This window comes from Clostridium yunnanense (genome assembly GCF_016595795.1).
Classification (GTDB): domain Bacteria; phylum Bacillota; class Clostridia; order Clostridiales; family Clostridiaceae; genus Clostridium_AR; species Clostridium_AR yunnanense.
In genome coordinates this window covers 115,967-135,344 of sequence record NZ_JAENHN010000032.1, presented here as the reverse complement: position 1 = coordinate 135,344, position 19,378 = coordinate 115,967, and the positions used below count along the sequence as shown (strand labels likewise).

At 30.3% G+C, this 19,378-nt stretch carries 18 protein-coding genes and 1 pseudogene; 3 read left to right on the top strand and 16 right to left on the bottom strand.

The window, feature by feature from the left end; genetic code table 11:
- The first annotated feature begins 113 nt into the window (after positions 1-113).
- Positions 114-560 (top strand): helix-turn-helix transcriptional regulator, encoded by a 447-nt coding sequence (locus tag JHL18_RS11070; protein ID WP_200269098.1) that lies wholly within the window; start codon positions 114-116, stop codon positions 558-560.
- Positions 561-650: 90 nt separating this feature from the next.
- Here JHL18_RS11070 and hydG read toward each other — a convergent pair whose 3' ends face one another.
- The 5 genes and pseudogenes from hydG to JHL18_RS11045 all read right to left on the bottom strand — a co-directional run bounded on the left by hydG (position 651) and on the right by JHL18_RS11045 (position 5,093).
- Positions 651-2,069 (bottom strand): [FeFe] hydrogenase H-cluster radical SAM maturase HydG, encoded by a 1,419-nt coding sequence (gene hydG, locus JHL18_RS11065; protein WP_200269096.1) that lies wholly within the window; start codon positions 2,067-2,069, stop codon positions 651-653.
- Positions 2,070-2,087: 18 nt separating this feature from the next.
- The gene (locus JHL18_RS11060) at positions 2,088-2,345 is read right to left on the bottom strand and encodes a TM1266 family iron-only hydrogenase system putative regulator (protein WP_200269094.1); all 258 of its coding nucleotides are present in this window, start codon (positions 2,343-2,345) and stop codon (positions 2,088-2,090) included.
- 382 nt (positions 2,346-2,727) lie between these two features.
- Positions 2,728-2,892: pseudogene (locus JHL18_RS25910) on the bottom strand (VOC family protein); the annotation flags it as partial.
- Positions 2,893-2,924: 32 nt separating this feature from the next.
- Positions 2,925-3,806, bottom strand: a complete 882-nt coding sequence (locus tag JHL18_RS11050) for a VOC family protein (protein WP_200269092.1) — start codon at positions 3,804-3,806, stop codon at positions 2,925-2,927.
- A 585-nt stretch (positions 3,807-4,391) separates the two neighbouring features.
- Positions 4,392-5,093 (bottom strand): YoaK family protein, encoded by a 702-nt coding sequence (locus tag JHL18_RS11045; RefSeq protein ID WP_243277858.1) that lies wholly within the window; start codon positions 5,091-5,093, stop codon positions 4,392-4,394.
- A gap of 303 nt (positions 5,094-5,396) precedes the next feature.
- Here JHL18_RS11045 and JHL18_RS11040 point away from each other — a divergent pair, with 303 nt between their 5' ends.
- A complete protein-coding gene (locus JHL18_RS11040) occupies positions 5,397-5,612 on the top strand; it encodes a hypothetical protein (protein ID WP_200269090.1) in 216 nt (71 codons plus the stop codon).
- 220 nt (positions 5,613-5,832) lie between these two features.
- On the opposite strand, the gene JHL18_RS11035 is transcribed toward JHL18_RS11040, so the two are convergent.
- From JHL18_RS11035 to JHL18_RS11025, 3 genes are read right to left on the bottom strand one after another with little or no spacing between them, the layout of a single operon-like run.
- Positions 5,833-6,963, bottom strand: a complete 1,131-nt coding sequence (locus JHL18_RS11035; protein ID WP_200269088.1) for a Ger(x)C family spore germination protein — start codon at positions 6,961-6,963, stop codon at positions 5,833-5,835.
- Positions 6,956-8,044 (bottom strand): GerAB/ArcD/ProY family transporter, encoded by a 1,089-nt coding sequence (locus JHL18_RS11030; RefSeq protein WP_200269086.1) that lies wholly within the window; start codon positions 8,042-8,044, stop codon positions 6,956-6,958. The genes JHL18_RS11035 and JHL18_RS11030 overlap by 8 nt, the downstream gene beginning before the upstream one ends.
- Positions 8,025-9,485: a spore germination protein gene (locus JHL18_RS11025; RefSeq protein WP_200269084.1), complete on the bottom strand. Its 1,461-nt coding sequence runs from the start codon at positions 9,483-9,485 to the stop codon at positions 8,025-8,027. Before JHL18_RS11025 ends, JHL18_RS11030 begins: the two co-directional genes overlap by 20 nt.
- 539 nt (positions 9,486-10,024) lie before the next feature.
- On the opposite strand from JHL18_RS11025, the gene JHL18_RS11020 reads away from it, so the two are divergent.
- Positions 10,025-11,278, top strand: a complete 1,254-nt coding sequence (locus tag JHL18_RS11020) for an MFS transporter (protein ID WP_200269082.1) — start codon at positions 10,025-10,027, stop codon at positions 11,276-11,278.
- A gap of 117 nt (positions 11,279-11,395) precedes the next feature.
- On the opposite strand, the gene JHL18_RS11015 is transcribed toward JHL18_RS11020, so the two are convergent.
- From JHL18_RS11015 to JHL18_RS10980, 8 genes are all read right to left on the bottom strand, one after another.
- On the bottom strand, positions 11,396-12,304 hold the full coding sequence (locus JHL18_RS11015) for a Gfo/Idh/MocA family protein (protein WP_200269079.1): 909 nt from the start codon (positions 12,302-12,304) through the stop codon (positions 11,396-11,398).
- Between the two features lie 187 nt (positions 12,305-12,491).
- Positions 12,492-12,938, bottom strand: a complete 447-nt coding sequence (locus JHL18_RS11010; RefSeq protein ID WP_200269077.1) for an NUDIX hydrolase — start codon at positions 12,936-12,938, stop codon at positions 12,492-12,494.
- Positions 12,939-13,276: 338 nt separating this feature from the next.
- Complete coding sequence (locus JHL18_RS11005) at positions 13,277-13,513, bottom strand: hypothetical protein (RefSeq protein WP_200269075.1); 237 nt, start codon at positions 13,511-13,513, stop codon at positions 13,277-13,279.
- A 333-nt stretch (positions 13,514-13,846) separates the two neighbouring features.
- Positions 13,847-16,228 (bottom strand): endopeptidase La, encoded by a 2,382-nt coding sequence (gene lon, locus JHL18_RS11000; protein WP_200269073.1) that lies wholly within the window; start codon positions 16,226-16,228, stop codon positions 13,847-13,849.
- A 127-nt stretch (positions 16,229-16,355) separates the two neighbouring features.
- Positions 16,356-16,640: an ArsR/SmtB family transcription factor gene (locus JHL18_RS10995; protein WP_200269070.1), complete on the bottom strand. Its 285-nt coding sequence runs from the start codon at positions 16,638-16,640 to the stop codon at positions 16,356-16,358.
- A 159-nt stretch (positions 16,641-16,799) separates the two neighbouring features.
- A complete protein-coding gene (locus JHL18_RS10990; RefSeq protein ID WP_200269068.1) occupies positions 16,800-17,258 on the bottom strand; it encodes a GNAT family N-acetyltransferase in 459 nt (152 codons plus the stop codon).
- 140 nt (positions 17,259-17,398) lie between these two features.
- The gene (locus JHL18_RS10985; RefSeq protein WP_200269066.1) at positions 17,399-18,088 is read right to left on the bottom strand and encodes a response regulator transcription factor; all 690 of its coding nucleotides are present in this window, start codon (positions 18,086-18,088) and stop codon (positions 17,399-17,401) included.
- Positions 18,089-18,092: 4 nt separating this feature from the next.
- Positions 18,093-19,301, bottom strand: a complete 1,209-nt coding sequence (locus JHL18_RS10980; protein WP_200269064.1) for a sensor histidine kinase — start codon at positions 19,299-19,301, stop codon at positions 18,093-18,095.
- Positions 19,302-19,378: the final 77 nt, after the last annotated feature.

The window sequence follows — 19,378 nt, the reverse complement described above, 5'->3', positions numbered from 1 at the left end:
AATGTTAAGATTAGTTGACAAACTTCCATTTTTACTTGATAGAAAAAACTTATAATGTTAAGTATACTATATTTACAAGCTAGCTTGAAGTATAAGAAAGGCTGGTGATAATTATGTCATTAGGCGAAAAGTTATTGGATCTACGTAAAAAGTCAGGTTTATCTCAAGAAGATGTAGCTGAAAAATTAGGTGTATCACGTCAAACTGTAAGCAAGTGGGAAACAAATCAAACCGTTCCTGAACTTATTAAAGCAAAGCTAATAAGTCAGCTCTACAATGTAGGTTATGACTACCTAATCAGCGGAAGTCCTCTTGGTGGTGACCTTACTAGTTTTGAAATGATAGTTGATGAGATTGACTGGACTAGTGCTTGGAGCAAAAAATATCCTATTTTAGATTCATATCAAGGCATTGAAGGAATAAATAGCTACAGTGATAAAATATCAGAACTATATGATAATTTTAAAAAACAATTTGGTCTTAATGATTCAGACACAGTTCTAATTCTAAAAGATATCCTTTATCAGAAATATAAGCTGGCAAAAAAGAAGGCAAAATAATTACAAAAAAGTATGTGAAAATAACTCCACATACTTTTTCTGTTAATTAATCTAGCTAAATTGAATTTAAATAAGAGAGGCATAATATACTTAGAATCTAAAGTCTCTCTTTCCTTCTCTAAGTTCAGTTAAATGCTCTTTTACTATAGTCTTAACCTTTTCGTTAGGAATTCTTTCAGTTTCATCGTTAATCACAACTTCACCGTTCTTCTTAGTCTCTTCTGACGCATAGTCTTCTAGGTATTCTTTAAGTGTCATCAAAGCGTTAGGCTGACAGCAGTTTGCTATCTGTCCTGATTTAACAAGACTCATAAATCTATCTCCTGTTCTTCCTTCTCGATAACAAGCTGTACAGAAACTTGGTATATAACCCAGCTCTAAAAGCCAATTTACTATTTCATCAAGGGTACGATTATCACTTACATCAAACTGAGATGAATTTTCTTCTTCTGGTTCTGGTTCAACATATCCACCAACACTAGTCTTTGAACCACCACTTAACTGGGATACTCCAAGTTCAAGTACACGTTCACGAGTCTTCTTAGATTCACGAGTTGATACTATCATTCCTGTGTATGGCACTGCTATACGTATTATAGCAACTATCTTTTCAAATATTTCATCTGATATTGCATTTGAAAAGCTATTAGGATCGATATCATCTGCTGGTCTAATACGAGGTACGCTGATAGTGTGTGGACCAACTCCCATTGCAGCCTCTAAATGCTCTGCATGCATCAGAAGTCCTACAAGATCATATTTATAAAGGTTAAGACCAAATAATACGCCTAGTCCAACATCATCAATTCCAGCTTCCATAGCACGATCCATTGCTTCAGTGTGATATGCATAATTATGCTTTGGTCCTGTTGGATGAAGCTCTTCGTAAGTCTGTTTGTGGTACGTTTCTTGGAATAATATATAAGTTCCAATACCAGCATCCTTAAGCTTTTTATAGTCTTCAACTGTAGTTGCAGCTATATTTACGTTAACACGTCTTATTTCTCCATTTTTATGTTTTATACTATATATAGTCTTAATGCTTTCAAGAATATATTCAAGTGGATTATTTAAAGGATCTTCTCCAGCTTCTAGTGCTAAACGCTTGTGTCCCATATCTTGTAGGGCTATAGTTTCCCTTTTTATCTCCTCTTGAGTAAGCTTCTTTCTAGCAATATGCTTATTTTTATAGTGATATGGACAATAAACACATCCATTTACACAGTAGTTTGAAAGATAAAGAGGAGCAAACATTACAATACGATTTCCGTAGAATTTTTGTTTAATCTCTTTTGCTAGTTTGTACATTTCTTCATTTAATTCTTCAATATCACATTCTAATAATATAGCAGCTTCTCTATGGCTTATTCCCTTATAGCTTCTAGCTTTCTCAATAATACTAGCAATTACTTCTCTATTACTCTTATTTTCCTTAGCATGTTCTAAAGTACTTTTAATTTCTTCATCATCAATAAATTCTGTTGCTACTTTAGACTTAACATTATACATTTAAATCCCTCCAATATTTTACTCTTTGGCCGATACCTTAGAGTAGACCGTTTTGATGTTCACATCAGGTAACATTCCCAACTTTCCAGAAAGAGCGGCGATAACATCATTCGGTGCATCAATAACTATAGTTATTATATTAAGTTGACGTTTTGGGTATGGCAGTCCCATTCTACCTATAATATACTCAGTATATTCATGCAGAATAGTGTTAATCTTACCAACTGAATCTTTATTTTCAACAATAATTCCAACCACAGCAATCCTTGTTTCCATAAAAAAATCCTTTCAATAAAGAATGAAAAATCCTTGTACCAAAAAGGAACAAGGATAGAAAATAAAACGCAAGTAATTATATAAATTAATTTCCTGAGTTTATAACAACTATTCTCTCGCCTTCTAACTTGGGACTAACCCTCATTTATTCAGTACGATTCTTTAAATTTTATGGTTTACTACAAGAAAAAACTATAAGCTTGATCTCAGAAAGTTCACCAACAATGTTTATTATATCATAATGTTTTCCAAAGTAAAACTTTATGTGTGAACTAGACTATAATACTTATATAATATAAAAAGAACTGCCTTAATAACAGTTCTCTTTTATGGATATGTTTACAATTCTATATTTAAATTCACAAGTTTCCACAAATTTATTTTATTTACCCTCATAACTAAGCTGCCAGAGTATTCCAAATTTATCGGTTAAGGTTCCATAAGACTTGCTCCAAAAGGTTTCTTGAAGCTCCATATCAACTGTACCACCTTCTTTTAATTTATCATAACATGACTTAACTTCCTCTATATCTTTAGTAACTAAAGTTAGACTGAAATTATTTCAAACAGCGCCAAAATCTAACCTTGCTCATATGCTCTTTTTAAGGTAGCAATATCCAGTTTATTCATTTTTAGCATAGTATCAGTAACTTTTTGTGATTTTTCTTCATCTGAGCTGTTTAAAAGTTCACCAAGAACTGAAGGTACTATCTGCCAAGAAACTCCGTATTTATCTTCAAGCCAGCCACATTGCCCTTTTTTGCCTTCATAAGAAAGTTTTTCCCAAAAGTTATCTATTTGTTCTTGAGTTTCACAATCAACAAAAAATGATATTGCTGGTGTAAAAGTAAATCCATGATTAATGCTACTATCCATTGCCATGAAGTTTTGAGATCTAAGTACAAAAACAGCACTCTTCACAGATCCTTTAGTTTCCACTTCATCATCATTATAAAATTCAATTGAAGCAATCTTTGAATCTTCAAATATAGATGTATAAAAATTCATAGCCTCTTGAGCTTTTCTGTAATTATCTCCAAAGAACATTAATGCTGGATATATACTTTGTTTTTGATTTGAAAGATTTATCTGCCAGGTTACCCCAAACTTATCCTGAAGCCAACCGAAATTTTCACTAAAAGGATATTTTCCTAGTTCCATAAGTACTATTCCATCTTTACTAAGCAGTTGCCAAAGGTTTTCAACTTCATCTAATGTCTCACAGTTAACAAAGAAAGATATTGCCGGAGTTATCGTAAAATATGGTCCTCCATTTAGAGCTACAAATTCTTGACCACATAATTGGAAACTTACACTCATAAGACTATCTTTAGGTTTTGGTAAACCTTCTGCATAAAATGAGTTATCATCTATTTTTGAATTTTTAAATATAGAAACATAAAACTTTGCTGCTTCTTCTGCTTGGTCATCAAACCAAATGTAAGGCATTATTTTCGACATATACACCCTCCTATTAAATAAAATTTAAAAGCCATACAAATTGATAAATGTTTTCATTTATATTATTAATTCTCCGCTTTTTACATAATTCCTTCAATTTGAAATTATTCTATTTACAATGATCTCCAACTTTAAGTATTACGTTACAAAACCCATCTTATCATCTTTGGCTTAAACTGCTTATATTATTCATCAAAAAGATATTACTACACTACTATTTTTTGTTTTAAAAAAGTGGTTTTCTATAAAGATAAAACTAGCTGAAGCGACCTTCTTCAGTGTTTTTTATACATGTTCCTTTCTAAATGCATATGAGGAACATTGGATAGCTGTATAAGTTTGTATTACCATAAAAAACTTCTAAAATCATTGAAATACTTTGTTTAGCTGAAATTAAATTTTTACACTTTCCTACGAAAAATACAAACTCATTTTTATCATCCCTTATGAAGACTTTAACTTCATAAAGGATTTGTGCACAGCAAAAAAAGAATCACCTTTTAGTGATTCTTACAAACTCTACTTTAGAAAATATGGAGTTACATTTATTATAAAATTTATATTTTAAAATCAAGATGTTGCATATTACCTCTGTTTCTTTATACTAAACAGTGCTACATTAAAAGATAAAATCAGTGCAGCACCCCATATAGCTTTTACACTAAAAAAAATAGTTAATATTGCACCTAAAAAAGCTCCTGCTATAAATGATGTTATTATAGTAAAAAGTTTTATAGCTCTACTTCTAGCTTTCTTGTCTTTTTGTGTTATCGCAATATAAACTGCTTCACAAGCTGTTCTTAGATTACCTGTTGTCATTGTTGTGCTATAAGGACAGTCACCTAATTTTCTAAAAGATGCTATTTGGAGAGATGATACAAAAGAAATTATTACATTCACAAGTGTATCTGTACTACCCTTATGCATAAAACCAGTTATAAAGAGCACTGCTATCTCTAGAATTAAAATAACTTTACCCCATTCTTGATTAAATAGTTTGGGTGAATTTCCTTTAACGATTTCCGTTACTAGGACCCCTAGTATAAATGCCAATATAGGTGGAAGATGCTCAAAGGCCTTGGACCACTGTCCCTGAGAGCCGTATATTCCTAAAAACACTATGTTTCCTGTTTGAGCATTTGAGAACACTCCTCCTCTTGAGATAAAAGTGTAGGAGTCTAAAAAGCCACCAACAATGGCCAGTAACATTCCAAAAATAACAGTCTCATGAATTTCATATTTTAAATCTTTCTTTATATTTTTTACATCATAAATCTTGCTAATCAATTCTAAAGCCCCCTAAATAAATCTGTAAAATCAAGTTGTGTGGAATAGTTTCCAAAAGTATTATAGCACTACTTAAAAATTTTATCTTGCTACCTTCAAGCAAAAAATACCATATATCCTTATTCATTATGTTTATACTAGAATACCTATTGGAACAAAGGAATTTGCTCGAAATTTAAATCTTTACATATAATTTCAGCTGGTTTTTACAAGATAATTCATATAATTCTCGTTGAAATAGTTATAAAAGTATATGATTTGTAAAACCATAACTTTATGAAATATAAGAAAGGAGGCTAATAAATGAAAAAAAATCAAAAGCTTATTGATGAGTTGATAAATTCTCTTGAAACTAAAGGCGAAATAAGCTTAACAAATAACACAAATGAGCTGTTTATTGAAAGCGTAGATGATAAAGAAGGATATTCTTATGTGAGTAGTACAAATGAAGAATTTGGAACTAGCAAAGATGCTGTAGAATGGTTAGTAAAAAAAATCAATGGAGTTGAGAATATATGAAATTGGGAATAAAACTTATAAAATCATACCTTTTACATATATTTTAAAAGTATCTTTTGATTGTAAAAGAAATTTAAAAAGTAAAAGTGTCTATATTTTCATAGAAGCTTTTACTTTTTTAGTTGAACTTTTACATTCTACTTTCATAATAAAATTTAAATCGTTATAAGATTCCTATGTTATAAGATTATAATAATAAAATATCATTGTTTAACATAAACTACTGATTTGTTATTGCTCCAAAAAACTCAATATCTATCTTTGCATTCACATTAAAAGTCGCTTTTTTATATTCATCTTTCCAATTTACAGACTTCCAATATTCATTATGCTTCGATCTTAATATCTCACCAAAGCCAACTGGATCTGATTTAATTTCTGCAAGGTAGCTTAAAAGTTCTAAGCAGTCTTCATTTATTTTTTTGCTGATGTCTTCTTCAAACTTTTTCTTGTCTTTTGGATTAGATAAATCCATTGGTCCCAAGTATTCACTAACAGAGCCTTTAAGTTTTAAATCTATATTAACATCTGCAATATTATCCTTAGTATTAATTTTCACTTTTCTTTTTTTTACTTTCATTTCTATTACTGCTCCATTTTTTGTGTTATCATCAGTTCTCTTACTGTATTGTCCTTTGTATATATAATGTATACCATATTTATTTCCCATTAAGGCATTTAAAAGCCCAGCTTGTTTATTATTTATTTTTCCAACCATTTTATCACCGTTAAATAAAGCTGAACCTAAGACTTTAATTTGGTTTTTATCAAACCCTACATATGGAGCAGTAGGATCAATAGTACCTGAATGACTGAGTATAGAGAATTTAAATATCTTAGATTCAATAGTGAATGAATTGTTCCTTGCATCATCCAACAAATCATTAACATAAAAAGAAGGTTTGGGTTTATCTTTATAATCTCTACTATTTTCGATAAGTTCTTTTGGACTTCCCTGTACTACAATAACATTTGATATTAAAGTATTTTCTGGACTCCTAAGAAATGATTCTAAAAACTCATCTAGTCCCTTCTGAGCTATTTCTGATGAAAAATATAAATGCTGATTTTTACCTCCTTCAACTATTCTCCCAGACTCTAGTCTTAGTTTGTCTTGGCCTTCTTTCATGAGATTAGTAGTAGTTGTGAGTACTTCTATTTTTTCCTTAGCTTCTGGATCTATTTGGGGCATACTTACTGTATAGATTATTTTATTATTTTCACTTTGTTCTACCCCTAACTGTAATATAAAGCCTAGATCCTCAAATATCTTTTGATCCCAACATCCTGTTTGAATAAGAGTAAAACTTAAAAATATAAATAATATAGTTATTCTTTTAAACCTAATCATTCTTTTTTACTCCTTTTGTTTTGAAATACGAAATACATAAACATAGAACCAAAAAAATATAAACTCCTATCCCTATCTGACTTATAATCTCTCTAAATAAAAATACTTGATTAAAGTCTTTTGGTATTCTGCTTAATAAAATAAGTAATAGGAAAAATAACAGCACCATAGATTTATTATCTTTTATTTTAAAAACTTTTCCTAAGCTATAATAAGCAGCTATCATATATGCTCTCATCGAACATCCCATTACCACAAACCATACCGTAATAAGATACAAATCTAATCTTTCAAATACAGGGGCTTTATAGACTCTTGCCATATTAAATAGTGGAAGAGTTTGAACCTTCAAAAAGTTTGCACCAAATAAAGAAGTCGCTGTAACTACAATTAATAAAGAAAATAATGTACTTAGAATTATTGCAAAAACATGCCATTTCATTAGATTCTGTTTATCAGTAACTTCTGGATACAAAAACGCAACAAGTTCTAGCCCTAAAAATGCAAAAAAACCTTTTTTTACACTTTTTAAGATTTCTAACATTCCCGCTTCTCCTATTGGCATTAGAAAAGAAATTCTATAATCTTTCAAAAGAAGTAAAAGATATAAAAAAGAAATCATATAGGATACGCAAGATACGTATTTAAATCTTACTACATATTTAAGGCCACAACCTACCATATATATAGATGGTAGCATTACAAAAGGTGCTATAACATATATCGGAGTTCTTGGCATAATTGTAATTTCTAAGAAGACAGAGAAAGCTCTTACACTGTTAGCTGCTGCTAAAAGTAAATATATTATTAAAATTATGTTTAAGAAATATCCTATTATTTTTCCATACAGCAATGTATTAATCTCATAAATACTTTTATCACGGTATCTGTTTAAAAGATGCACTATGAGAGCTCCTAATATCACTGATAAAATTCCAGCTAAAATAATTGTTATCCATCCATCATGTCCTATTGCTCTTGCAATTACAGTAGGTAATGTCAACATAGATACTCCAGTTTGAGCTAAAAAGGTTAATAAAACCATTTGCTTAGAGGTTACTTTATGCTTTTCCGTTGTCATTACCTCCTCTAAATTTGTTTTTACTTCTAGTGATAAACGGTCTCTTCTTCATTAACTTGTATGGAAATCTTATTATACTATCCTTCAATTGCTCTTTATCAAGCGGAGATATTGGTTGAAAATAAGGTTGACCTAAGGATTCTAGTCTTATTAAGTGTGCTGCAGTTAATGCAAAAGCCATTACAATACCTATAATGCCAAAAATTGATGTTACAATCATGTACACAAACCTTAAAATACGTACTGCTACAGCCATATCCTGACTAGGTAAAGTATAAGAAGCAATAGCTGTCACTGCCACTATAATGATAAGTAAATTACTTACAATACCTGCCTCTACTGCGGCCTGACCAATAATTAAACCTGCTACCACGCTGATTGCAGTTCCAACATAAGTGGGTAGACGAATAGCAGCTTCTCTTATCATTTCAACAGTGAATTCTAATATTAATGCTTCAATTATTGGCGGAAAAGGTACTTTGGCTCTTGATTCAGCTAGAGATACCAATAAGGATAAAGGTACCGCATAATAATGAAAAGAGACCACAGCAATATACATCGATGGAAGAAATAGCGCAAGAATAAATGCTATTACTCTGACTAATCTAGAAAAAGACCCTGATAACCACATGAATGTATAGTCATCCATAGCTTGAAAAAAGGAAAAAAAGCTAACAGGAGCTATTATCACCCTTGGTGTACCATTAAGCATTACTATTATTCTCCCTTCAAGTAAAGAAGGTATAGCTTTATCCGGTCTTTCAGTTGACTGAAACTGTGGGAAAATAGTATTTGGAAAGTCTATTATCGTTTGCTCAATATAACCAACGTTAGGTACTCCATCTATATCAATACTCTGAAGTTTATTATAAACATTGTTTACGAGGCCCTCATTCGCAATCCCGCTTATGTAAGCTACAGCTGCTATTTGCTTTGTTTGTCTACCTAAAGTAATTTGTTTAAATTTCAGTTTATTATTTTTTATTCCTCTTCTTAAGATTGAAATATTTACATCAAGTGCTTCAACAAAACCTTCATGTGAACCTCTAACATTTTTTTCTGTAATAGGCTCTTCAATACTTCTTTTCTCATATGCTAGACTTAATGAGGCTACTGCGAATGGGAGCTTCTCACATACAAAAACAGCTGCTCCCGTCATAACACTATCTAATACTTCCTCAGTACTGTGTAGAAAACTTATTATACTACTTGGTATATTGTTTATATTTTTTTCTTCAGTTAGATCTTTAAGTTTTAGCGCAGTTATAGGTTTAATAAAATCTCTTTGTGTAACATCGTAATTTACAATTTCCTTCATATATATGAAAAACCCTTCGTACTGCCCCTCTATGTACACAACCTTTTTAATTATATCTGGACATTCATTTAATGCAGCTTCTATATATTTCAAGTTAATACTACTTTTCATATCTTCATCCATAGTTTCCACCTCAATAAAATTATGCCCAAATTATTTAATGCTGATGTATTTGTAAAACTAACCGTAATGAATATTTTATAAATCAGTTACCTGTTTCTAAACTATTGATTCCTTTAATTAATTTTATTTTCTAGAAAGCTTATAAACTCTAACAAGTTTTATTAATAAAAGGTGTTGAAGTACGGAAGTTTTAATACCTTAATTTATGAGATAGTTTAAATAAAACATATATATAATGCAGCTTTATTAAACTGCTATTATATTTATGATACTATTGAATGCACTATCCTATTAAACAAAGTATTTTAAGTCAAATTCAATTTTTCTAGGCTTCTACTGAACTTGATACTTAAGTAGCTGTGTTATATACTATCAATAGCGTTATATAAAATAATTTATCAATTAATATAATTTAATGAATTAAATTTTAATATTTAATATTTATTGGTATTAAGATGAGCGTTATATAGCATAAAGGTTAAATAAGCTATAACATATATTTATAATTCGCAATCATATACAGAAAGGCGCTGAACATAATGAACACTACAAAAACCACAGCTCTCCTACAAAACAAATCACTTAGGTTGTTAATGGTAGCAAGAGTATCTACAAACTTTGCCTATCAAATGCTAACAGTAGCTATAGGCTGGCAGATGTATTCTATGACCCATTCTGCATTTTATTTAGGATTAGTTGGACTAGTTCAATTTTTACCTATGCTTCTATTATCACTATTCGTTGGACATCTGGCTGATAGATACGACAGAAGAAAAATAATTACTATAAGCCAAATATTTGAAGGAACAGCAATACTCGCTTTAGCCTATGGAAGTTATAGTGAGTGGATTACAAAGGAAAGATTTCTTATTATAATATTCCTTATCGCTGTTGCACACTCCTTTCAAGGTCCTCCTATGCAAGCTCTACTACCAAACATTGTGAGTAAAGACATTTTCCCAAGGGCTTCTGCTTTAATGTCTTCAGTGTCTGAGTTTGCAATTATTATAGGACCTGGAGTCGGTGGTATACTATATGCTTTTGGCCCAAGCCTAGTATATGGATTAACTGGTATTCTAATATTTGTTTCTAGTATTTTGATTTCCCAGCTTGCAATGAGGAAGGAAGTAACTAACACTGAACCAGCTAGCTTAAAGACACTTTTTGCTGGTATTTCCTTCATAAAGGGAAGGCCAATTATTCTTGGAGCAATATCACTAGATTTATTTGCAGTATTATTTGGAGGAGCAACTGCACTTCTACCAATATATGCAAGTGAGATTTTAAACATAGGCTCCTTCGGACTTGGTATACTTAGATCTGCTCCTGCAGTAGGTGCATTACTTATGTCAGCTTATCTAGCTAAGATGCCATTAAAGAAAAATGTTGGACGTACTATGTTTACAGCAGTAATTTTCTTTGGTTTATCAACTATCGTATTTGCAATATCTAAGTCTGTGATTATATCTTTCATAGCATTATTCGTCCTTGGTGCTTCTGATGTTATAAGCGTTGTTATCCGCTCAACTCTTGTACAACTAGAGACACCTGATTTTATGAGAGGTAGAGTAAGTTCTGTAAATATGATTTTTATTGGGACATCCAATCAATTAGGAGAATTTGAATCCGGTGCTACAGCTGCACTTCTTGGGCCACAGCTAGCAGCGCTAGTTGGCGGTATAGGTACCATATTAGTTGTATTAAGTTGGATGAAGCTTTTCCCTTCAATTTTAAATGTTAACAAGTTTGAAGATATAAAAACTTATAAACTTGATGAAAATACTGCCTCCTAAACATAGATTGTCTTCATAACATTCATATAATAATAAAAAGCTATTCATTAGAATAAAAAATCAACCAATGATTATTATCAATGGTTGATTTTTTTCATTAAATAATTAAAAAGCTCTTTAAGCTTCTTCCTCAATATATTTTACAATCTTCTCGCAAAGCTCATGTGTAATTAATGAATCGGAGATAGATGGATTAGGCTCCACTTTATTTTTAACGCATTCAATGAAATGATCAACTATATGATAAAATCCTCGTTTAAATAAAGTTGGCTCCCAATCCCCAAATTTTGATATCTTTATATCTTTATTATGGAAATGTGTTGTTTCAGTTAAATTGTCAATTACATATTTATCATTACTTGTCATATATTCAATAATCTCTTCTGTGACACCACCATTTCTATTCATAATACCAATAGCTGTAACACCATCACCAATAAGTTGTATTATTATATTATCAAGTAGCTCACCATTTCTTAGATATTGAACCTTTAAATCTTTAACTTCAGTTCCCATCAAAAATCTCAAGGTATCTATAACATGAACAAAGTCTTCTACAATAAATCTTCTTACTTTATCAGGTGATGCAAATCTGTTTTTTTGCATAATAATTATTGTAGGTTTTCCTTTTTCCTTTAATTCCTTAACAATTGGTATAAATCGTCTATTGAAACCAACCATTGCAATTTTTCCGCTATCCTTGGCGAGTTTTACTATACTTTTGGTTTCCTCGTAATTCATAGAAATAGGTTTATCGATATATACATTTATACCATGTTTTATAAGTTTTTCAGCTACTTCAAAATGAGCCTCTGTAGCAGTACTAACAAAAGCTGCATCAATATCACTTTCAATAAGTTCTTCAACTGTATTATATTTTTCTTTTATCCTATATTTTTCTGCTAAGTTGTTTAATATCACAGAATTTCTTGTACATAAAACTAACTCTATGTCTTCTTTTTCTGAAAGAACTGGTAAGTATGCTTTCTTTGCAATATCCCCTAAGCCAATGATTCCAACCTTCATCTTCCCACCTCATAATAATCATTATATATTACTGTTGTATAAATTTAGTTTGATATAGGAACTCTTTATTCCAACAAGTTATATATTATAATTTTATCAAATTTTACTTAAATACTTAACCATTTTATATCGAAAACAAAAGTATATAGAGGCAACTATTATAACGCTATTTTATTAAACTTCATATTTATTTATAATATTTGTTGATCATTATTTTATGACTATTAGGTATATCTTCTGGTAGATTTTCATAACTGAAAAAACATAATTCTTTCGTTTCATTGTTGTCAATTGTTAGTTTGCCACTAAAGCTTTTGCTAACATAACCAATAGAAATAAAATATGCTTTATCTCCATTTGGAAATTCAATATAGCATTTCCCTCCAGATGTAGTTCCAAGTAACTCTAGTTCTTTAATATCCAAACCAGTTTCTTCTTTCGCTTCTCTAATTGCTGTTTCTTCCAAAGATTCACCAAGTTCGGTAATTCCACCTATAAGTCCCCATTTTAAGGGGAATGTGCCTCTCTTTTGAAGCAACACCTCATTTTTATCATTTATAATCAGAACATTTACACCTGTAAGATTGATTGCATCATGTTTTACTTTTTCACGTATGTATTTTACATAGTCCATATTTTATCGGAATCCTTTCATTATATTATAATTTAAGGGACTAATCATTTTATTATCATATGGTTTTTCTTATGTTTATAACAGATTAGGTAAGCATAATCTAAAAAATATTTTTTTATAATTATTAAATGTTCAGCATTATGCTCTAAATATATTATAAACCATTTTAGTAATCTTCATTTTATTGAATTCTTATTCGGCTCTAACAAAACATATAATTAGATCAAAAACTTCTAACTCAATTAAAATATATAGGCTTAGTTAAATTATAAATTTTATAGTTTGCTCAATAAAGCAAAAAAAGGTAACTTCCATCAAATAGGAATTTACCTTCAGTATTATTTAGTATTATATCTATGTACAGCTTTTTTTCTTAACTTAACGCCAAGCGTCTCTTTTACAAACCTATCAATTATTTCTTCCTTAGTAGCTTTTCCTTCTATAATATTTATATTATATCTCTTACATAGTTTAACTAAATCAGCTTTATTTATATCACTAGTTTTTATAAATGTAATTGCACTTTTAACACTAGACATAACCATTATACGTTGATATATTTCATCATTTGTCATAATTCTTTTTAATGATTAACTGCTTATTTTCATACAGTTTCATTAAATCCTCACTTCCTAAATATATATAGTAATTGTTTTTTGATTTTCACCATATCTTATCACATACTCTCTTAATCTGCAATGATAACTTCATCTTTCAATTTTATATTTCTATAGGGCTACTAAATTAAGTTTCGATATAGGAACCCTTTACTAATTTAAAACATTGCTTTAACACTACTTTGACTTAATATAAAAAAAACCTATAGATTAGCTTCTTTAAAGTCTACCTATAGGATATTTTTTATATATAATAATTTTAAAAATATTTTATTATTTGTAGTAATAAAGTTAAATAGTGATTAGTTGTTCTATTTCTTCCGCAATATTAAGAGCATTAGGATTTGGCAAATTCATATCAATTGTTTCTCTTAATACATCTTCAATTGTATCTACAAGAATAAACTTCAGCTCATTTCTTACTTCAACTGGGATGTCATCTATATCTTTTTCATTTCCCTTTGGAAGAATTACTCTCTTTATACCTGCTCGATGTGCTGCAAGCACTTTTTCCTTAATTCCGCCAACTGGAAGTACAGCACCTCTTAAAGATATCTCTCCAGTCATAGCAAGCTTTGGATCTACTTCACGGCCAGTAATTAAAGATGCTATAGTTGTGAATAAGGCAACTCCTGCTGATGGACCGTCTTTTGGAGTAGCTCCTGCTGGTACATGTATATGTAAGTCATTTTTATTAAACTCAAAATTCTTTAAACTTAAAGCAAGTCTTGAACGTATAAGACTTTGTGAAATCTTTGCAGATTCCTTCATTACATCTCCAAGCTGACCAGTAAGAATAAGCTGTCCATTTCCTGGCATATATACACCTTCAATGAATAATATATCTCCGCCAACCGGTGTCCAAGCAAGCCCAGTTACAACTCCTGGCGCATTTTTTTCATTTGCTCTATCATACTGAATTGCATTATGTCCTAAAATTTCTGTAACCATGTCTGCCTTAATTATATAAGGTAAATCTATAGCACCATTAACTATTTTTTCTGCAGAAACTCTAGCTACTTTAGATATTTGTCTCTTTAATCCTCTGACACCAGCTTCTCTTGTATACTTTTCAATAATAACCTTTAATGCATCATCTTCAATTACTAATTGATCACCACTTAGTCCATGATCCTCAAGAACAGCATTAACTAAATGCTCTTTTGCAATATAAAATTTTTCATGGCTTGTATAACTGCTTATATCAATGATTTCCATTCTATCTCTTAATGGCCCTGGAATATCTCTTAAAGAGTTTGCAGTGGCTATAAAGAAAACCTCTGACAAGTCATATGGCACTTCTAAATAATGATCTGAAAAGCTATTGTTTTGTTCTGGATCTAGAACTTCTAGTAGTGCACTAGACGGATCTCCATTAGCGGATACACTTAGCTTATCAATTTCATCTAATATGAAAACTGGATTCTTTTCTCCTGCCTTCTTCATCCCCTGAATTATTCTTCCTGGTAGTGCTCCAACATAAGTTCTTCTATGTCCTCTCACTTCAGATTCGTCTCTAACTCCACCAAGACTAGCTCTTACATACTTACGATTTAAAGCTTCTGCTATACTTTTACCTAAACTTGTTTTACCTGTACCTGGAGGCCCTACAAGAAGCAAAATCGAACCTTGCTTATTTTGTTTTAGTTTCATTATTGTAAGGTGTTGGATTATTCTATCTTTAACCTTATCAAGTCCATAATGTTTACTGTTCAATAAATCTCTTGCAGCAGCTATATCAATATCTCTTACTTCACTTTTTCCCCAAGGTAAACTTGTAAGTAAATCAAGATAATTTCTAATAACATTTCCTTCAGTACTGTTCTGGCTTTGTCTTTCTAATTTATCAATTTCATTAAGTGCAACTTCTTTAACATCTTCAGGCATCTCTGCCGTTTCAATTAGTTCTCTATAATCTTTTTTCTTTTTAGTCTTACTATCATCTGTTTCATTAAGTTCTTCTTGAATAGCCTTAAGTTGCTGTCTAAGCATTTGTTCCCTATAATTTTTATTAATCTTACTATTGTATTTTTCTGATATCTCTACTTGAAACTTTATAGCTTCACGTTGTTCTATCAAAATATCTAAAAATCTTAAGCTTTTCTCCCTTAATGAGCGAATCTCCAAGAAGGCTTGTCTAGCTTCAAAGTTTATATTCATGAACGGGAATAAATAAGCTATTGCCGCAGTAATATCATCCAATTTTTTTATGTACTCAACATAAGCTTCTGAACCTTTAAAATGACCACTTATTTCACTTACTAGTGTCTTAATATGAGTCATGATCTCTTTTTGATTATTTTCATCTAAATCTATTACATCAGGCACATAGTTGAAAGTTACCCTAAAGTCCTCGCCTTCTCTTATAAATTCATCTGCTACTACTCTTTCAAGTACATCTATAACAAAATGGTATCCATCTTGAAGTGCTTTTCTTTCCTTTAAGTTTATTAATGTCCCTACAGTGTGAAAATCCATATCTTCATATGCATCTAGCTGTTTCCCACCTTTTATAGCTAAAACAATACCGTAGTTATCTTCTGCCATAACTCTATTATAGAAACTGTCACCTACTTCTTTACTTGTCTTTACTGTAATACTTTTACCAGGTAAAAGTACTGTATTAGGTATAATTATTAAAGGTAACTCCTTTTTTATATCCAAATTGTTCATTCTCACTCATCTCCATTATTTTGACTATAGCAGTCATTAATTTGTTCTTTTATCAAAATACTTCTATAGTTCTATATTTATAGAACTATATGCTAAAAAATATATCAATTACAAGTTAACATTTATACTAGTCATCCCAATCTAATGAAACAAAATTCTTTAATACCTCTCTGTTTAGACTGTAATAATGAAATATACCATCCTTACGTAGTTCGATTAATCCGCAATCAGCTAGCTGTTTCATATGATGTGATAGAGTTGATTTTGCACATATGCAAGCTTTGTCTTCAATTTCATTACAATTCAATTCATCAATTCTATATAGAATTTTAATAATTTTTATTCTTGTTGGTTCCCCTAAAGCTTTATAAACTTTAACAGCCTGTCCAATTGTATTATCATCAAGTTTCATGCAGATTTTCTCCTGATCATTTTATATTTCGATATCCGTCGAATTATTGGTATCATATTATCATAAGGCATTTGCATTGTCAACATAATTAATTTTCAAATTCTTCTATTAGACTCAGAGTAGTTTTTAAAATAGATTTCTAATTAAAGTGTTTCACCGCTAATAACATTTTTCCATAACAAAAAATTCTATCTCTTCATCATATATATCCCAAGTAAAATCATCTATTTTATAAAACCCAAGTTTTTCATAAACTTTAATGGCTCTTTTGTTAAACTTAGCAACATAAAGGGAAATTTTATTATAGTCATACTTCTTCTTCCCAAAATCCAAAACTGCTTTAACAAACTCGTGTCCATTACCTTGTCCTGTAAAACTCGGTTTCATTTGTAGCCCTAAAATTATTTCTCCATCTTCGTCATCAAAACTACAATGCCCAACAAGTTTGTCACTTTCATCAAAAATAGTGAAAGCATCTTCTTCAGTATGAATATTTAACGCCCATTCTTGCTTTTCCTTTGTTTTATCATTGCTGTAGAAAGAATACTCATTTTCATATTTCCAAGTTGCTATTTGTAATGAATCTTGTTCTTTTGGTATTTTAAAATTAAATTTCATCTTATCCTCATCTTATATCTTAATTTCTATGTAAATAATTAGTTCTATTATAGTCTATATTACTTTGGCTAAACCATAAAGTATATATCACCTTATAATTCTTACTTTTAATATAATACGTACTAGCTTAACATCAAGTGTTATTTGCTTTGCTTAAATCTATACCCCGTACCCCATAAGGTTTCAATAAATTCTGGATTAGATGGATCTTTTTCAATCTTTTTTCTTATTTTCTGGATATGAACAGGTACCGTAGCAGTATCTCCAAAAAACTCATCTCCCCAGATTTTATCAAAAATATGTTCTTTAGTAAAAACAATATTAGGGTTAGATGCAAGTAATAACAATATTGAATATTCCTTTGATGTAAGCTGTATTTCCTTACTATATACAGATACTCTATGGGAAGCTATATTTATTTCAAGTCCACCTCTAATTATAAGTTCTTTAGCTTCTATATTCCCTTTTAGCCTATTGTATCTATTTATATGAGACTTAATTCTAGCCGTCAATTCTGCTGGACTAAAGGGTTTGGTCATATAATCGTCTGCTCCAAAGTCTAAAACTCTAATCTTATCAATATCTTCAGTTCTAGCCGACACCACTATAATAGGAATTTCCAGACTCTTTCTTATCTCTTTTGTTATCTCATACCCGCTCTTTCCTGGAAGCATCAAATCAACTATAACAACTTCATAATGTCCTGTTAACGCCATCTTTAAACCTTCTATTCCATCTTGAACAATTTCAGCGTTATATCCATTTAGTTGCAAAAAATCTCTTTCCATTTCAGCTATATTTAAGTCATCTTCTATAATTAATATTTTCATAACATTATTCTCCCTTAATGTATTCTTTCGCAGGAAGTACTATGGTAAAGCAGGTTCCTTCACCTTGCCTACTGCTTACTTTAATTTTTCCGCCATGTGCTTCAACCAGTTCTTTAGATATTGCAAGTCCTAATCCTGTACTCATCAAGTTTTTTGTTCTAGCATAGTCAATTCTATAAAATCTATCAAAAATATATGGTAACTTATCTTCTGGTATACCTGGGCCATTGTCCACAATGTCAATTTGTATAAAATTATCCTTTTCATACAAACTTACATCTATTTTTAGATTTTTTTCATTTCCATATTTAATGGCGTTTCCGATTATATTCCTAAAGACTTGGTGAATTCTTTTTAAGTCTATCCTCACTTCTAGTTTCCTTATTAACTTATCTTTATAATCAAAGTCTATAGCTCTATCTTCAAGTTCAAAATTAAACTCTTCCATCAAATCAGCCATAAAATCTTTAATGCTTATATCTTGAAAATCAAACTCTAGTTTTTGCATATCTAATTTTGAAAATAGAAATAGATCATCTATAAGTTTATTCATATATGCTGCATTATTATATATAATCTGATGATACTTATTTACTGTTTCTATAGGTATATCATTTCTATCAGCCATAGTTTCAATATAACCTTGTATTGCTGTAATTGGAGTTTTTAAGTCATGAGAAATATTTGCGATGAGAGATTTCCTATTCTCTTCATATTGTTGTTTTAGAACTTCACCTTCTTTTAGTTTATGAACCATTTCGTTAAAGGATTTTACTAAAACTCCAATCTCGTTTTCAATTTCACAATCAACCTTTATATCGTAATTGCCTTTAGCAACTTCTTCTACTCCGCCTTTAAGCTGATTTATTGGTTTAAATATTCTTTTTTCTAAATTAGCAAGAAAGAGAAATTCAACTAATCCTCCAATACTAACTAGTAATGCAAATATGATACTTAAGGTCTTAATTCCTAAAAACCGAAATATTAAAAACCATATAATTAGATTAAAAACTACTATAAAAGGCCTTGTATATCTTATATGATTTCTGTACCTTTGAAATTCATTACTATGCCTATAAAAACCATTTATATCATGCATCTTTTTTTGGTACTCCATATGTAGCTGATGCTGCTTCTCATGCATTTCTTTGTGCGCTATGATCCGTTTACTTATTCTATAGATTGTATGTTTAAACCAGCTATCGTTTTTCATTATACTCACCTGCTAATTTCTATTTTATAAAATCATTATAAAAGTTATTATTAAAAATACTTTAAACTAATTATAAA

Excerpts from the sequence above, each read along its gene's own strand:
- JHL18_RS11070 (WP_200269098.1), top strand. The coding sequence starts at position 114 with ATGTCATTAGGCGAAAAGTTATTGGATCTACGTAAAAAGTCAGGTTTA.
- hydG (WP_200269096.1), bottom strand. The coding sequence starts at position 2,069 with ATGTATAATGTTAAGTCTAAAGTAGCAACAGAATTTATTGATGATGAA.
- JHL18_RS11060 (WP_200269094.1), bottom strand. The coding sequence starts at position 2,345 with ATGGAAACAAGGATTGCTGTGGTTGGAATTATTGTTGAAAATAAAGAT.
- JHL18_RS11050 (WP_200269092.1), bottom strand. The coding sequence starts at position 3,806 with ATGTCGAAAATAATGCCTTACATTTGGTTTGATGACCAAGCAGAAGAA.
- JHL18_RS11040 (WP_200269090.1), top strand. The coding sequence starts at position 5,397 with ATGAAAAAAAATCAAAAGCTTATTGATGAGTTGATAAATTCTCTTGAA.
- JHL18_RS11035 (WP_200269088.1), bottom strand. The coding sequence starts at position 6,963 with ATGATTAGGTTTAAAAGAATAACTATATTATTTATATTTTTAAGTTTT.
- JHL18_RS11030 (WP_200269086.1), bottom strand. The coding sequence starts at position 8,044 with ATGACAACGGAAAAGCATAAAGTAACCTCTAAGCAAATGGTTTTATTA.
- JHL18_RS11025 (WP_200269084.1), bottom strand. The coding sequence starts at position 9,485 with ATGGATGAAGATATGAAAAGTAGTATTAACTTGAAATATATAGAAGCT.
- JHL18_RS11020 (WP_200269082.1), top strand. The coding sequence starts at position 10,025 with ATGAACACTACAAAAACCACAGCTCTCCTACAAAACAAATCACTTAGG.
- JHL18_RS11015 (WP_200269079.1), bottom strand. The coding sequence starts at position 12,304 with ATGAAGGTTGGAATCATTGGCTTAGGGGATATTGCAAAGAAAGCATAC.
- JHL18_RS11010 (WP_200269077.1), bottom strand. The coding sequence starts at position 12,938 with ATGGACTATGTAAAATACATACGTGAAAAAGTAAAACATGATGCAATC.
- JHL18_RS11005 (WP_200269075.1), bottom strand. The coding sequence starts at position 13,513 with ATGACAAATGATGAAATATATCAACGTATAATGGTTATGTCTAGTGTT.
- lon (WP_200269073.1), bottom strand. The coding sequence starts at position 16,228 with ATGAACAATTTGGATATAAAAAAGGAGTTACCTTTAATAATTATACCT.
- JHL18_RS10995 (WP_200269070.1), bottom strand. The coding sequence starts at position 16,640 with ATGAAACTTGATGATAATACAATTGGACAGGCTGTTAAAGTTTATAAA.
- JHL18_RS10990 (WP_200269068.1), bottom strand. The coding sequence starts at position 17,258 with ATGAAATTTAATTTTAAAATACCAAAAGAACAAGATTCATTACAAATA.
- JHL18_RS10985 (WP_200269066.1), bottom strand. The coding sequence starts at position 18,088 with ATGAAAATATTAATTATAGAAGATGACTTAAATATAGCTGAAATGGAA.
- JHL18_RS10980 (WP_200269064.1), bottom strand. The coding sequence starts at position 19,301 with ATGAAAAACGATAGCTGGTTTAAACATACAATCTATAGAATAAGTAAA.